This is a genomic window from Bacillus cereus group sp. Sample62 (assembly GCF_036851315.1).
Taxonomy (GTDB): Bacteria; Bacillota; Bacilli; order Bacillales; family Bacillaceae_G; genus Bacillus_A; species Bacillus_A wiedmannii.
The window spans coordinates 3,230,054-3,244,530 of the sequence record NZ_JAFLPK010000001.1 but is presented as its reverse complement, the minus strand read 5'-3'; the positions used below and the strand labels follow the sequence as shown (position 1 = coordinate 3,244,530).

Sequence of the window (14,477 nt, the reverse complement as noted above, 5' to 3'; positions counted from 1 at the left end):
TTGCGGGCAGTAAAACTCCCATCTCAAAATTTGGCTGGGGCAAAGAAGTTAGGTGGGAGTTGGGCTGCTTAAAGTTGCACTTTATTATTCTATAGTTCTATTAAGAAGGAGTATGTGAAAAATATAATGGAGAAAAACATTCAACAAGAGAAAGATAAAGCAAAACCTGTTTTTTATGATCCGAAAGGAAGGAGAAACATAGCTTTTATTTGGTTTCTATGTATTTCAATAGTTAGCGTAAGTATTGTATTTTATTTTTTCTTTCAAAGTATTTTTTCAACACCAGAAATTCCAAATATGAATACCGCTGTACAACAAGATAATAAACTTGTACCAATTAATCAAAAACTTAGTGATCAGCAGGTAAAGAAGGAAGAATTTAAACCAAATACCGAAACGAAGGATAATAAAAATTTGGTGAATTCGAAGAACGATAGTAAACAACCTAAAGAAGTGTATGGTTTTTATGTAAATTGGGATGAAAATAGTACTGCTTCTTTAAAAGAAAATATCGATTCATTAACCACGCTAGTACCAGAGTGGTATCATTTAAAAGCAGATTTAACGATTAGAAGTGAGATAAAACCTGAGATAGTAAAGTTAGCAGAAAAAAATCAAGTGAAAATTATGCCTTTACTTACTAACTATGCTGAGGAAGCTTCTGGTCCTGATAGTGGGCTAATTCATAAGTTACTGAATTCCTCAAATGATGTAAAGACAAAGTTTATTAATGATTTAGTAAGCCAAGTTAAAAAGAATCAGTTTTCAGGTATTAATATTGACTTTGAGGCAGTACCTGAAAGTGATAGGGAAAACTTAACAAATTTTATGAAAGAACTTACTACGGTCTTTCATCAACATGATTTGCTCGTTACACAAGATGTTCCAGCTAACGATAAGGCTTTTGATTATGGTGCATTAGCAAAAATAATAGATCGAATGATTGTAATGATGTACGATGAGCACTATGGAGCGGGAGAACCAGGCCCAATTGCTTCAAATAAATGGTTCCAACACACATTGAAAGAACTGAATATTCCGTCTAATAAACTTATAGTTGCTTTCGGTAACTATGGATATGATTGGAAAATGAATAGTAAGGAACCGGCGAAATCTTTAACTTTTTCAGAAATTATGACAATGGCTCATAATTCAAATATGAAAATTCAATGGGATAAGATTAGTGGAAATCCTTATTTTAGATATAAAACAGGAGAGAAAGAACATACTGCTTGGTTCTTAGACGGTGTTACTCTCTATAATCAAGTGAAAATCGCAATGGACAACAACGCAAAGGGATTTGCGTTATGGAGATTAGGAGCAGAAGACCCTACAATATGGAAAGTTTTAAAAAATCCGATTGAGGCACAAAAAAAAACTGATGTATTACATAAAATCACTAGTTTAGATGAAGTGAGTTATTCTGGGCAAGGTGAAATTTTACAGGTTGAGAATGAAAAGCAAAATGGATTGAGAGATTTTAAAGTAGGCAAAGATGGTTATCTTACAGATGAAGTATATGAATCCTTACCATCTGCATATGAAGTGCAACGATCTGGAAAACCAAATGGGAAACAAGTAGTATTAACATTTGATGATGGACCAGACCCGAAATATACGCCAGAAATTTTAGATATATTAAAAGAGAATAAAATAAAAGCTGCTTTTTTTATACTTGGTGAAAACGCGCAACTAAATACTAGTATTGTGAAAAGAATATACGATGAAGGGCATGAAATTGGCAATCATACTTTCAAGCATCCTAACGTCGCTGATACGTCTTTACTACGAACAAAATTAGAACTTAATACGACGCAACGTTTAATTCAAGAAATAACTGGACATTCTACGGTCTTATTTAGACCACCATATGAAGCGGATGCTAACCCAGACTCATCAAATGAAATATTGCCTATTTTGCGTGCGCAAAATATGAACTATACAATGGTGGCGGAAAAAGTTGATCCTGAAGACTGGGCAACACCATCAACAAATGAATTAGTCAAGCGTGCTCTTACTCCCGTTTATAAGGGAGAGGGAAATATTATTCTTCTCCATGATGCGGGAGGGAATCGTACCCATACAGTAGAGGCGCTGCCAATCATTATAAAAGACCTTAAAAAGCATGGATATAGTTTTGTAACAATTTCAGATTTAATGAATAAAGAACGAGATGAAATTATGCCTCCTGTTTCTTCTGAGGGTGAGCAATATTTACTTTACAATAAAGCTGTCTTTTCAGGGGCGGGATATTTTAAGCATATATTAACAACTATTTTTTATGTTGCTATTGGATTAGGTATTTTTCGATTCTTATTCTTAATTTATTTTGCATGGAAGCAGAAAAGAAAAACGCTATCTCGCTATATTAATTCGTCCTATCAACCTTTTGTTAGTGTTGTCATAGCAGCATATAATGAAGAAAAGGTGATAGCTAAGACCATTCGCTCAATTTTGGATAGTAATTATAGAGAATTTGAAGTTATTGTTGTGGATGACGGATCGACAGATGGTACGTCAAAAGTAATACAAGAAACATTTTATAAACACCCTAAAGTTCGTTTCATTCAGAAAGAAAACGGCGGGAAATCATCGGCAATGAACCTAGGATTTCAACAATCGCGAGGAGAGATCATTGTCACTTTAGATGCGGATACTATTATTGCGCAAGACGCCATTTCTCTAATGGTTAGACACTTTGAAGATCAGAATGTAGCAGCAGTTTCAGGTAATGTCAAAGTGGGGAATAGACGAAACTTGTTAACTACTTGGCAACATGTTGAGTATATTACAGGGTTTAATTTAGAACGTAGAGCTTTTGATGAGTTAAATTGTATTACAGTAGTTCCAGGAGCTATTGGGGCATGGCGTAAGAAGAATGTAGTTGAATCTGGATATTTAAGCGAAGATACGTTAGCAGAAGATACGGATCTTACTATTACATTTTTACGTCAAGGACATAGAATTGTATATGAAGAAAACGCGTATGCTTATACGGAGTCACCTGAAGATGTGAAAAGTCTCATTAAACAGCGATATCGTTGGTCATATGGTACACTCCAATGTCTTTGGAAACATCGAAAAGCATTGTTTCATTCAAAGCATAAAACATTAGGGTTTATTGCATTGCCTAACATGTGGTTATTTCAATATGTTTTGCAATTCATTGCTCCTTTAGCAGATATATTAATGATTATGGGGCTATTTAGTAGCAATCCACTAAAAGTTTTAGGGTTTTATTTTGTATTCTTTTTAATGGATCTATTCGCATCTTTATTTGCATTTAAATTAGAGGAAGAGAATCCGAAACCACTAGCATGGTTAATTTTACAACGCTTTATTTATCGTCAATTTATGACTTATGTTGTCATTAAATCTATATTCTCATCAATTCGAGGAGTAGCGGTAGGGTGGAATAAATTAAAGAGAATGGGGAGTGTTAAACATTCCACGGAACATAAGGAGGCATCTTAAGAGAACAGATTATCTGTTCTCTTTTTCATTGATTTTAGTTAGCTGAGTGTAGAGTAGATACGTCAGTATCTATAAGGGGATTTTTATTGATTACTGATAGTGAGCCATTATGTTAAGATACTCCTTTAGTTTCGGGAAAAAGTTTTTTTATATTTTTTTAAAATGACGGACATAAAATCGTATATACCTTCGAATTATATATATGGATAACATAAATGTGTATATAAAAGGGGAGAAATAAGATGAAAGAACAAAAAGAAATGTTTGAAGAAATCGCTGAAGTACTAAAGGTATTGGCGCATCCTGTTCGTTTATCCTTAGTGAAAATAATGCTTGCAAAAGGTCCTACTAATGTAACGACAATGTATGGGGATTTACAAATGCCTCAAAGTACAATTAGTCAACATTTATCTAAACTAAAAGCTGCTAAAATGGTTACAGGTACTCGGAAAGGATTAGAAATTTATTATGAGGTAACTGACAATCGCACAAAATCAATATTAGCATGTTTAGTTTAAATGCTGACTTTCTAGACTTTGAAATTAAGAAGAGGCTACGAAAGTAATTCTGTGGTTATAATTTTTAAGAGTTTTATACAAGAGCTATATTTATAAGAATATGTAATTTTCTTTCCCTACAGTTAGTTTTTTTGAGAAGTCAGCGTTTTGTTAGCTTCATAGTGATGTGACGATACATAATGACTATGAAGCTAACAAAATAAATCTCCCAAAAGAATTTTTTTGTTTTGGGGGATACTACCCATGCCTATCAGCCTAATAATTTTATAACACCGCAAAACGAGAGAATGTGCATTTTCACATGAAAATGCACATTCTCTCATTTGATATATTTGTATTTTTTAGCTTGATAGCCATATGTGTACTACCACGAATAGAACGGTACCTTTTACATATTTTCTTTCGTAATAGTAACCCCATATTCCCTATAAAAATCTAAAATTGCAGATGGATTCACACCCAAATCTAATAGATTTTCCGGAAAGTAAATTTCAGAATCCGGAACCACAATATCAGATGCTTGTAAAATGTTCTCTGCTTGGACAGCTGCTCCTAAGGCGGTAAGATGTGTCTGTCCTAACGGATCTGATATGTTCACACATCGACTATGCAATACACCAGTAGCATCATAACCTTTAAGGTGAATAACTATGTTATGTGCACTTCCCCTTCCGGGTTTATAGAGAATATTTTTCCGCAAATCGGTAAATTTTTCTCCGCTAATCATTTTCCAAATCCCTGTATTCACCAGAGAAACCAGTCCATATGTAGATATTTTACTATCAAAAGCAATACGAAAGTTAGCCGAAACAGCATGAATTGATTCTGGCAGGGTTACGTGATCAGGAGTATCCAAACGATAACATTTGGTTATATAACCGTTAGGAAAGCGGACTTTGATTGGATCAGTCATTGGATAAGCCTGTCGCATTCCCTCTCGAGCTTTAACTTCAAATGGAATAGTTAACCGGTCCATATATGCTGTTGAATTTGGCCCTGCTTTGTCTTGAAGAGAATATAGTGCGTTGATATCAACCGTAACCTCTTGAAGATCTTTTGAATAAATTTTAGCAAAAAGGGCTGCTGTCCCTCCCATCCACCCTGAAGCTAATACAACAGGGGATTGGACCTCAACATTTTTTAATCGATCAATAGAACTCTTAAAGTGTTCAGTCCAACGAGTAATGTCAATCAATGGAATTTTTTTTCGAACTGCAGATAGAAGTAGTCTATCTTGCGGGTCATTAACTGCATTAACAACTACTGTGAAATTATCATCCGAATTTCTTAAAGGATCATCTGTTGTGTTGTCTACATTGACTATTTTTACTCTCTCTGATTTAAAAGGTAACGTTTTCCCTAAGGTTCTTCCTCCTAATCTAATTTCCAAATCAGGATGTCGATCATGTAAAATTTGAGCAATTTGACTACCAACAACACCATACCCACCAACAATTAATACTGTTTTCTTATTCATCTGAAACCTCCATTTTAATTAGTGTGAGATTATAAGTTTAAATGATTAAAAACTTAAACATTTCAACGTAATGTCGCTAAAAAAAGGGACAAAAGGTGTCCCTAAACTATAAATGAGTACCTAATTCTTACATTCATCTTCAACTAAAGAAACAAGTTCTTTTAAAAGATTTATTGTTTCATTAAATTCAAGACAATAATACATTTCAGTGCCTTTTTTCTGAACTCGAAGTAACCCTGATTGTTTCAATATTTTCAAATGATGAGATACAGTAGGTCTTGACATGGGAATATGCTCCGCAATTTGCGTCACATTCAAGCTATCTTTATCAATTAAAAGCGATACAATTTGCTGACGAGTTGGATCTCCCAACCCTTGGAAACATGGTCTTAAATTTTCTAAAATATGCATTACTTTATCATTACAGCTCATTTCGTTAACATTACCTTCCGTTTAATAATTTAATCATTTAAACGTATTATAAATTACATTACTATCTAATGCAATAAAGAAGTAGCACCAACTTTGAGCATAAATATAGAAAGTTTCATAAACAACCATTTTTGATTTTCCAGATTTGTAAGAATGTCGGTTCTTTTTTCTGTAACAATTGCCAAATCCATTCCAGCTACAACCAGGATAAACATACGAAATTCATGAAACCTATATCAAATTGGAGGTAATCTATTTTCTTAACTTAATAGTTATGTGACAATACTCCTATTACAAAATTTCAAAAGAATTCTTTGCATAGAAGATGTAACAAAGTAGGTAGGGTTCTTTTAGTCATTTAATCTTTTGATCTGATGACCTTTTCCCCATTCAAATAGTTCATCCATAATTTTCATTAAAGATTTTCCGTGCTCACTTAGTGTGTACTCAACCTTTGGTGGTACTTCTTGATATACGGTACGATGGATAATCCCATCAGCTTCAAGTTGCCTAAGTTGTTGTGTAAGAACCTTTTGTGTAAGGTTTGGAATTTCTCGTTTAATTTCATTTGTTCGCATTTTTCCATCCATCAAAACACATAAAATATAAACTTTCCATTTTCCGCCGATTACATCAAGTGTCGTTGCAATTGGGCAGCCATCATTTTGATTCATATAACACCTCCAAAGGTACCTCAAGGTTCCTATAGTACCTGAAAGTACGTACTTTTCAATTATATGTAACTCATTCATACTAATACGTAAAGGATTAATTAATTTATAAAGGGGATGGAAAATGATGAGAACACTTGTAATTGTAGCACACCCTGATATTGAAAAATCACAAATTAATAAAAGATGGATAGAAGAACTTGAGAAACATTCGGATGAAATTACGGTGCATGAATTATATAAAGTGGCACCAAATTGGGAGTTTAATATTGAAGAGGAACAAAAACTATTATTAGAACATGATAGATATATATTTCAATTTCCGCTTTACTGGTACAGTTCACCACCATTATTAAAAAAATGGTTTGATGATGTATTAACATATGGATTTGCGTACGGATCAAAAGGGGATAAGGTGAAAGGGAAAGAATTTGGTGTGGCTATTTCTATAGGTGGATTAGAAAAAGATTATGAAAATAGCGGAATTACGATGGATGAGTTGACGAAACCATTCCAAGCTACGTGCTTATATACAGACATGAAATTTATACCTTCATTTTATTTATATGGTGCAGAATATAAACTAAGTGATGAAGAGATTGATAAAAGTGCGCCTAAGTATGTGCAATATGTAATGAATAGGAAGTATTCTAATGTATAAGGAAAACAGCCATTTACTTGTTAAGTAGATGGCTGTTTTTTTGTTTGTTTTATATTCACTAAGTGTAATCTTTAGTAAATTAATAGTTAATCTGATAAAATAAAAAACCTAACATATATAAAGGGGAGTTTTACTTGAGAACGATGCAAAAATTATTACAAAAAAGAGCAATGCAATCACCAAATTTGGAAGGGCTTGTAGGGGGAGAGAAAAGGTATTCGTTTCAGCAGTATAATGAACGAGTAAATCAGTTTGCACACTATTTGTTACAAAACGGTGTGCAAAGAGGCGATCGTATAGGAATACTTTGCAAAAATAATCACCCATTTCCAAGCATTATGATGGCAAGCTTGAAAATTGGAGCGGTATTTATTCCGCTAAATCATCAGCTTACTGTTTATGAACTAGAAACGATTGTAAAAGAAGCGAAATTAAAAGTATTAGTTATTGATGAAGAATTTAGTGAAGTTTTATTAAAAATTGATGCCGTTAAAGAAATTCCTTATGTAATTAAAACGACAAAAGAAGGCTTTGGTTCATTTGAATTAGAATTGCAAGAACAGCCAATTACAGAACCGAACGTAGAAGTGCATGAAGAGGATGATGCAATTTACTTATTTACTTCCGGAACGACTGGACAGGCAAAAGCATGTGTAATCGGACATAAAAACTTACATCATTATTTTGCTGAGGTTGCGGGACAAAGAGAAATTCCAGCAGGTGAACGCTTTTTATCCGTGCATCCATTGTTTCATATGAGTGGCGTGCTTTCTATTTTAAATTGTATTTATCATGGTGTTACGATGATTTTCTTAGCTGATTCGAATCCTACTCTTATTTGGGATAAGATTGAAGAAGAGAAAATTACTACGATGCTTGCATTCCCGGCTGTTTATAGCTACATGCTTGATGAACTAAATAAAAAAGAACGTAACATTTCAACCTTTAAAGTAGCACAAAGCGGTGGAACAAAAGTGCCAGAAACACTTATTCAAAAATATATGGAAAAAGGAATCTATATGGTGCAAGGCTATGGTAGTACAGAAGGTTGGGTTGTAACTTCATGGCATCCAATGATGGGAAAAGAAAAGATGTCTTCTGTAGGGAAAACCTTGAAAAATGTAGAGGTGAAAATTGTTCATCCAGAAACAGGACATGAACTAACAACAAATGAAGTTGGGGAGATTCACGTAAGAAGTCCATACATGTTTAAAGGATATTGGAATAATGAAAAGGCGACAAAGAAGGTAGTAAAAGATAATTGGTTTAACATGGGCGATGCTGGCATGATAGATGATGACGGATTCCTGCATATTATGGGAAGATATAAAGACGTTATCATACGTGGTGGTGATAACGTATATCCAGATCAAGTAGAAGATGTCATTCATGAACTACATGGTGTTTTAGAAGTTGCAGTAGTTGGAGTTCCAGATGACTTTTGGGGAGAGATTCCAAGAGCTTACATTGTGAAGGATAGCGAAACAACATTAACAGAAGAAAGTATTATTCAGTATTGTAAGGAGAAATTAGCAAGTTACAAAATTCCAGAAGTGGTACTCGTAGAAGAGTTACCGAAAAACGCTTTAGGGAAAGTGTTGAAGAGGGAATTAAGGGATGTAGTTCTTGTGAAATAGAAATGTTATTAAAAGATGAAGAACCCAGTTATGTATAAAGCATGACTGGGTTTTTGTCTATCAAAAACATAATAATTTACTAGATTTTGTATTTTGTGTAAGATGGTAAAGAATATTCAATTAATAATCGAGGGATGAGATGTAAATGAAGCTACCGTTATTAGAAGTAGAGACAGAGAGACTCATGATCCGTCCGTTCGTCTTGCTGAAAGAGCAGGTTTTTCTTTTGAATGCAAGAGAGAGGCGTTTTCTTTAGAGAATGATAAGTGGATGGATTTTCTTATTTATTTTAAAAATAAGGAGATGAATATATGAGGGTGTTTATTACAGGTGGAAATCGCGGATTAGGGTTACAGTTAGTGAAAGTATTTCATGAAAATGGGCATATCGTTTATCCGTTAGTTAGAGCTGAAGTTGCGGTAAAACAATTGAAGAAAATGTTTAGTCGTAGATGTTTTCCTATATTGGCAGACTTATCGATTGATGAGAGTACGGAGCAAATTAAGAATCAGCTTGCGGAATATACAGAGTATTTGGATCTAGTTATAAATAACGCTGGAATTACTGGGAAGGAGACTGAGGTTTTACATACGAATTCAGAAGAGTTAACGGACTTATTTAATATTCATTGCTTAGGTGTAATTCGGGCTGTAAAAGGTACATATGTGGCGTTAACTAAATCGGATCATCCGAGAATCATAAATGTGTCCTCTCGATTAGGATCATTACATAAAATGGCGAACAAAGAGTTTCCGCAAGGCCAGTTCTCATATTCATATCGAATTGCTAAAGCTGCGCAAAATATGTTAACACTTTGCTTGCAACAAGAGTTTGAGAATAAAGGAATAAGTGTAACTGCCATTCATCCTGGGAAATTAAAGACTGATATTGGTGCCTTTGATGCGAATATGACTCCGGCTGAAGGAGCGAAAAATATATATGATTGGGTAATAGATTCAAACGAGGATGTTTCAGGGAAGTTTATTGAGCCAGGCGTAGGTGAATTAAAGTGGTGATATACGATCTTGCCATCATTCAGAATCTGTTTGGCCCTTCTAAAAAAGTATTAAATGGCTTACCAAATGCAGTGACAATTGAAGAAATAGAAGAGGATGTTCTTTATGATGTACAAACATATAAAGAAAAGATAAGTAGATTTGAAGAGGTTTGTTTTAATTGGGAGTTAAAAAGAGCGAGTATTGTATTAAATAAAAGGTTTAGTAGTTATAACTCAAGTGTGAGAGTGTTACTTGATGCCGGTTTTTCTTTGTATGCCGCAAAGATAGAAGTATGTAGAGAATTGAACAATGTAGAAGAGCTTGAAAGACAATATACATATCGATCAATAGCAGAAGGAACGTTACCGGAAAAAGAATTTAAATATATTTGGGAACAATGTATGTCGGGTTCAGGGAATCAAACTTCAATTTTAACTATCGATGAACATTTTTATTCTGTACAAACAGAGTTAGGTAAGGGCTGGGAAAAGTCATGTATTGTTTTTTATGATAAAAATGAGCCGATTGGTATGTCCATACCGCATATAGAAACTGGAACAGAAAGTGAAGGAAGATTATTTTATTTTGGAGTAATGCCTTATTATCGTGGGAAAGGAATTGCTTCCCAATTGCATCTTCAATCTTTACATATGTTAAAGGAAATGGGGGCTACTTATTACATCGGAAGCACACATACTTCAAATGAAAAGATGCAGAGGATATTTTGGAGAAATAATTGTTCGGTGAAAACGGAGATAGAGCTTTATTATAAAAATTTTAAAGAAGGTTAGGGGAAAAGAAAATGAAGACTATAAACGTATTTCATTACGATGCATTTACAAATAAACCAAATATGGGGAATCCAGCAGGTATTGTATTAGATGCAGATGGATTAACGAAAGAGGAAATGCAGCGTATTGCTGAAAAAGTTGGATTTAACGAAACGTCTTTCGTTCTTTCTTCAGAAGTAGCGGATATAAGAATGCGTTATTTTACACCTGGTTATGAAATGGAGTTATGTGGACACGGGACAGTTGGGACTATGTATGCCTTGCGTGAAAGAGGTTTATTAGAAGAGAAAGCAAACCTTACGATTGAAACGAAGGCCGGGATTTTACCAGTACAAATAGTTGTAAATGAAAATGAAGAAACCTTTATTAAAATGGGGCAGGCAGCACCTCAGTTTAAAGATTTTGCAGGTTCAACAGAAGCATTAGCTCATAGTATTGGTTTAGAAGTAAATGATTTAGATGTAAGTTTACCGATTGTTTATGGAAGTACGGGGAACTGGACTGTAATTGTACCGATTAAAAATCTAGATGCATGTGAGAGAATGAAACTTCATAATGATGCATTTCCGGCGGTATTAAAAGAAATCCCTAATGCTTCTATTCATCCAGTTTGTCTAGAAACTTATGATGAGCAGGTACAAATGCATGGCCGTCATTTCTCATCAGCTTATGCTGGAACGATTGAAGATCCAGTGACAGGAACAGCTTCAGGTGTAATGGGAGCGTATTATGCGACGTATTTGGAGAAAGATTTTGGCCATGAAATGGAATTAATCGTTGAACAAGGACAGGAAATGAATAAAGATGGTCGTGTAACGGTATATGTAACGAAAGATGTAGAAAATGAGAATTTACAAATTGATATTGCGGGAACAGCGGTGTATGTGAAAGAGTTTGAAGTTTCAATATAAAAAGAAAGCCCGGAATACATCCGGACTTTCATTATCTGTTCAATACTTCAATATACGAAGCATCTCCAGTTGTTCTTAAGGCAGAGCGGAAATTGTTGTTTTCTAACGTTTCAGCGACTTGTTTTAACTGCTGTGCATCATCATGATGGATAAGTAAGCTGTCGGCACCACTTTCTTCTATATGAATGTGTTCGACATTTCCGATTGCATCATGTACAGCTTTTAAAAATTCAGGTTTCATATTGTCCTCCTAATATGTATGTAACGTTGTTATTAGTATTTCCTTATTTTTGAAACGTAAAAGTGAATGAATTTTTGTTATATTATGATTTTGGAAGGGGTTTCCTATTTGTTTGTCAAATAATAGTAAAGTTGTCTTTTGAATTGAAGGAATCTTCGGAATTGAAGGGTGAGGGAATGGACATTTCAATAATTGCTGCACAACTAGTTAAGGAGAAGGTTATTTCACATGATCCAAATAGCGTAAAAGCGTTGAACGGAGGAACGACAAGTACTGTATATTTGTTGGACGAAAAATATGTAGTAAAACTGAATGAAGCGGAAGTAATACGTGAAGAAGCTCATTTTCTTTCTTTTTATGAAGGAAATACTTTGTTTGCAAAGCTTTTGTATAAGGAGCCTTTACATACATATATTGTGTATTCTTTCCTTGAAGGTAGTACTTCGTGCAAACAGGGACATAAACGAATTACGCTTAGTACCCTTGTAAAAGAAGTTATTAATAAGTATGAAATAGTTTCAGGTAAAGATGGTTGGGGATGGAAAGAAAGTCCGGTTCAATTTTGGAATGAATTTTTAACGACAAATGTGATGGAAGCTTATGAAAATGTAAGACGTTACATAAGTAAAGAAGAGTATAGAATTGTTCTTAAACTAGCAAAGAGGGACGCTGGAATAAATCAGCCATTTTTATTGCATGGTGATCTTGGATTCCATAATTTTATATTTCAAGGAAATAAGCTGAACGGTGTAATTGATCCCTTACCAGTGTTAGGAGATCCTATATACGATTTAATTTACGCGTTTTGTTCAACTCCGGAAGATTTAACGAAAGAAGCAATTAATTATGCGATGAAACAATGTGTATTTCGTAAAAAAGACAGTGAGTTATATGAAGATATAGTTATTGGCTTATATTTGCGTATAGATACGTGTTTAAGGCACCATCCGAAAGATTTAGAAGATTATTTAGCAGCTTGGCGTTATTGGATGGACGAGGTTGAGGCTACTTTATAGCACAAATATTTTTGGGGAGATGGTGAGATGAATGTTTCAGAAGCGAAAAAGGATTTAGCAGTAAAAACGAAGAGAGGCTTGCCAATTATATTAGCTGGCGTTTTATTTTGGGTTGTTATGAGTATAACGGGCTTTGTTCTTTCTGAAAAACAAGTGGTATGGGTATATTTAATCGGTATGGGCTGTGTATTTCCTTTTGGCTTAATGATAGCTGCTATATTGAAAATTGATATGTTTGCGAAAGAAAATCCGTTAGGGGTTTTGGCAGGATTAATTGGTGGGATAAATGTATTGAATATTCCGCTTGTATTACTTGCCTATTTTCAATTTCCAGAATGGTTACCTTTTGTAGTAGCAATGTTAATAGGTGTTCATTTTATCCCGTACGTATGGATTTATGAAAGTAGAAGTTATGGTTTATTGTCAGTAGGGACTGTATTTGTAACGTCAGTTTGCGGAATTCTTTTTGCAGAAAAAGGATTTACTGTAATTCCATTATCGGTTACAGGTGTCTATTTACTCACTTTTATAAGTTTACGAATTGAAAATAAAAAATCAGATCTTTATCAACAAAAATCAGCTTAATAAAAATATAGGGATAGGGGGAATTATGATGAAAAATTTCGTTTGTACAACGTGTGGCGTGCAGTATGCAGCGGGTGTAGAAGAACCGGTGAGTTGTCATATTTGTGATGAAGAGAGGCAATATGTTAATCCGAAAGGGCAGTCTTGGACGACTTTAGAAAACTTGCAAACAGATGATACATACAAAAATGAAATAATCGAAGAGGAGAACGGGCTTTATAGTATTACGACAAAACCAGGGTTTGCGATCGGTCAAACGGCATTTGTAGTGAAAACAGAGTCATATCGTTTACTATGGGACTGCATTACTTATTTAGATGGAACGACAATTGAGAAGATAAAAGAGCTTGGCGGATTAGATGCGATTGCATTGTCTCATCCTCATTATTATTCAACACAAGTAGAATGGGCTGAGACATTCGATGTACCAATTTATATACATGAAGATGATAAAGACTGGGTAATGCGCCCGAGTAGTCGTATTATTTACTGGTCTGGTGAGTCTTTACAATTAGCTGATGGATTGGTCATTCATCGTTTAGGTGGCCATTTTAAAGGAGGATCTGTCTTACATTGGGAAGAAGGTAATGATGGAAAAGGGATTTTGTTAACAGGTGATATTATTCAAGTTGTAGCAGATGAGCGATGGGTGAGTTTCATGTACAGCTATCCAAACTTAATTCCATTACCAGCGAGAAAAGTGGAGGAAATGGTGAATCGAGTGAACCCGTTACAGTTTAATCGTTTATACAACGCTTTTCATCGAGTAGTAAAAGAAAATGCAAATGAGGCAGTTGAACGTTCTGCTGAAAGATATATTAAGGCGGTAGAAGGAAAGTTGTTTCATACGTAAAAAGTAATTTGATAAGCGGCAAAGCATTGGATGCTTTGCTGTTTTTATAGTGCTGAAATGTCGTTATTTGTCGGTAAGTCTATATCCTTTGTCGAAACGTCGATATATTGAAAAAATCGTTGATATATTTCAAGTTGTGAACGATATATTTGAAAAATCGTCGATATAATTTCATATACCTAAAAACAACGAAAAACAAAGCGATATCGCTT

The 14,477-nt window shown here is 34.4% G+C and carries 14 protein-coding genes and 1 pseudogene; 11 read left to right on the top strand and 4 right to left on the bottom strand.

What is annotated here, in order from left to right; genetic code table 11:
- Nucleotides 1-126 precede the first annotated feature (126 nt).
- Both J0835_RS16480 and J0835_RS16475 read left to right on the top strand, forming a co-directional pair.
- Entirely contained in the window at nt 127-3,474 is a 3,348-nt protein-coding gene (locus tag J0835_RS16480; protein ID WP_087981343.1) for a glycosyltransferase, read from the top strand.
- Between the two features lie 242 nt (nt 3,475-3,716).
- Nucleotides 3,717-3,992, top strand: coding sequence for an ArsR/SmtB family transcription factor (locus J0835_RS16475; protein ID WP_087981342.1), 276 nt, complete (start codon nt 3,717-3,719; stop codon nt 3,990-3,992).
- Between the two features lie 388 nt (nt 3,993-4,380).
- Here J0835_RS16475 and J0835_RS16470 read toward each other — a convergent pair whose 3' ends face one another.
- From J0835_RS16470 to J0835_RS16460, 3 genes are all read right to left on the bottom strand, one after another.
- The gene (locus tag J0835_RS16470) at nt 4,381-5,469 is read right to left on the bottom strand and encodes a saccharopine dehydrogenase (RefSeq protein ID WP_087981341.1); all 1,089 of its coding nucleotides are present in this window, start codon (nt 5,467-5,469) and stop codon (nt 4,381-4,383) included.
- Between the two features lie 120 nt (nt 5,470-5,589).
- Nucleotides 5,590-5,901 (bottom strand): ArsR/SmtB family transcription factor, encoded by a 312-nt coding sequence (locus J0835_RS16465; protein WP_087981340.1) that lies wholly within the window; start codon nt 5,899-5,901, stop codon nt 5,590-5,592.
- Between the two features lie 350 nt (nt 5,902-6,251).
- Nucleotides 6,252-6,575: a winged helix-turn-helix transcriptional regulator gene (locus J0835_RS16460; RefSeq protein ID WP_087981339.1), complete on the bottom strand. Its 324-nt coding sequence runs from the start codon at nt 6,573-6,575 to the stop codon at nt 6,252-6,254.
- A gap of 124 nt (nt 6,576-6,699) precedes the next feature.
- Between J0835_RS16460 and J0835_RS16455 the strand changes: the two genes are divergently transcribed.
- From J0835_RS16455 to J0835_RS16430, 6 genes and pseudogenes are all read left to right on the top strand, one after another.
- Entirely contained in the window at nt 6,700-7,233 is a 534-nt protein-coding gene (locus J0835_RS16455) for an NAD(P)H-dependent oxidoreductase (protein WP_140386868.1), read from the top strand.
- Nucleotides 7,234-7,367: 134 nt separating this feature from the next.
- Nucleotides 7,368-8,870: a class I adenylate-forming enzyme family protein gene (locus J0835_RS16450; protein ID WP_140386841.1), complete on the top strand. Its 1,503-nt coding sequence runs from the start codon at nt 7,368-7,370 to the stop codon at nt 8,868-8,870.
- Between the two features lie 183 nt (nt 8,871-9,053).
- Nucleotides 9,054-9,185: pseudogene (locus J0835_RS16445) on the top strand (GNAT family N-acetyltransferase); the annotation flags it as partial.
- Nucleotides 9,182-9,886, top strand: a complete 705-nt coding sequence (locus J0835_RS16440; protein WP_087981337.1) for an SDR family NAD(P)-dependent oxidoreductase — start codon at nt 9,182-9,184, stop codon at nt 9,884-9,886. The pseudogene J0835_RS16445 and the gene J0835_RS16440, both read left to right, overlap by 4 nt.
- On the top strand, nt 9,883-10,659 hold the full coding sequence (locus tag J0835_RS16435; protein WP_140386840.1) for a GNAT family N-acetyltransferase: 777 nt from the start codon (nt 9,883-9,885) through the stop codon (nt 10,657-10,659). Before J0835_RS16440 ends, J0835_RS16435 begins: the two co-directional genes overlap by 4 nt.
- 11 nt (nt 10,660-10,670) lie before the next feature.
- A complete protein-coding gene (locus tag J0835_RS16430; protein WP_087981335.1) occupies nt 10,671-11,570 on the top strand; it encodes a PhzF family phenazine biosynthesis protein in 900 nt (299 codons plus the stop codon).
- A 31-nt stretch (nt 11,571-11,601) separates the two neighbouring features.
- Here J0835_RS16430 and J0835_RS16425 read toward each other — a convergent pair whose 3' ends face one another.
- Nucleotides 11,602-11,811, bottom strand: a complete 210-nt coding sequence (locus J0835_RS16425) for a hypothetical protein (RefSeq protein WP_000801648.1) — start codon at nt 11,809-11,811, stop codon at nt 11,602-11,604.
- A 176-nt stretch (nt 11,812-11,987) separates the two neighbouring features.
- On the opposite strand from J0835_RS16425, the gene J0835_RS16420 reads away from it, so the two are divergent.
- The 3 genes from J0835_RS16420 to J0835_RS16410 are packed head-to-tail and all read left to right on the top strand — an operon-like array spanning nt 11,988 to nt 14,265.
- Nucleotides 11,988-12,827: a phosphotransferase gene (locus J0835_RS16420; RefSeq protein ID WP_087981334.1), complete on the top strand. Its 840-nt coding sequence runs from the start codon at nt 11,988-11,990 to the stop codon at nt 12,825-12,827.
- 27 nt (nt 12,828-12,854) lie between these two features.
- Entirely contained in the window at nt 12,855-13,412 is a 558-nt protein-coding gene (locus tag J0835_RS16415) for a DUF7010 family protein (RefSeq protein WP_087981333.1), read from the top strand.
- 25 nt (nt 13,413-13,437) lie between these two features.
- Nucleotides 13,438-14,265 (top strand): MBL fold metallo-hydrolase, encoded by an 828-nt coding sequence (locus J0835_RS16410; RefSeq protein WP_087981332.1) that lies wholly within the window; start codon nt 13,438-13,440, stop codon nt 14,263-14,265.
- Nucleotides 14,266-14,477: the final 212 nt, after the last annotated feature.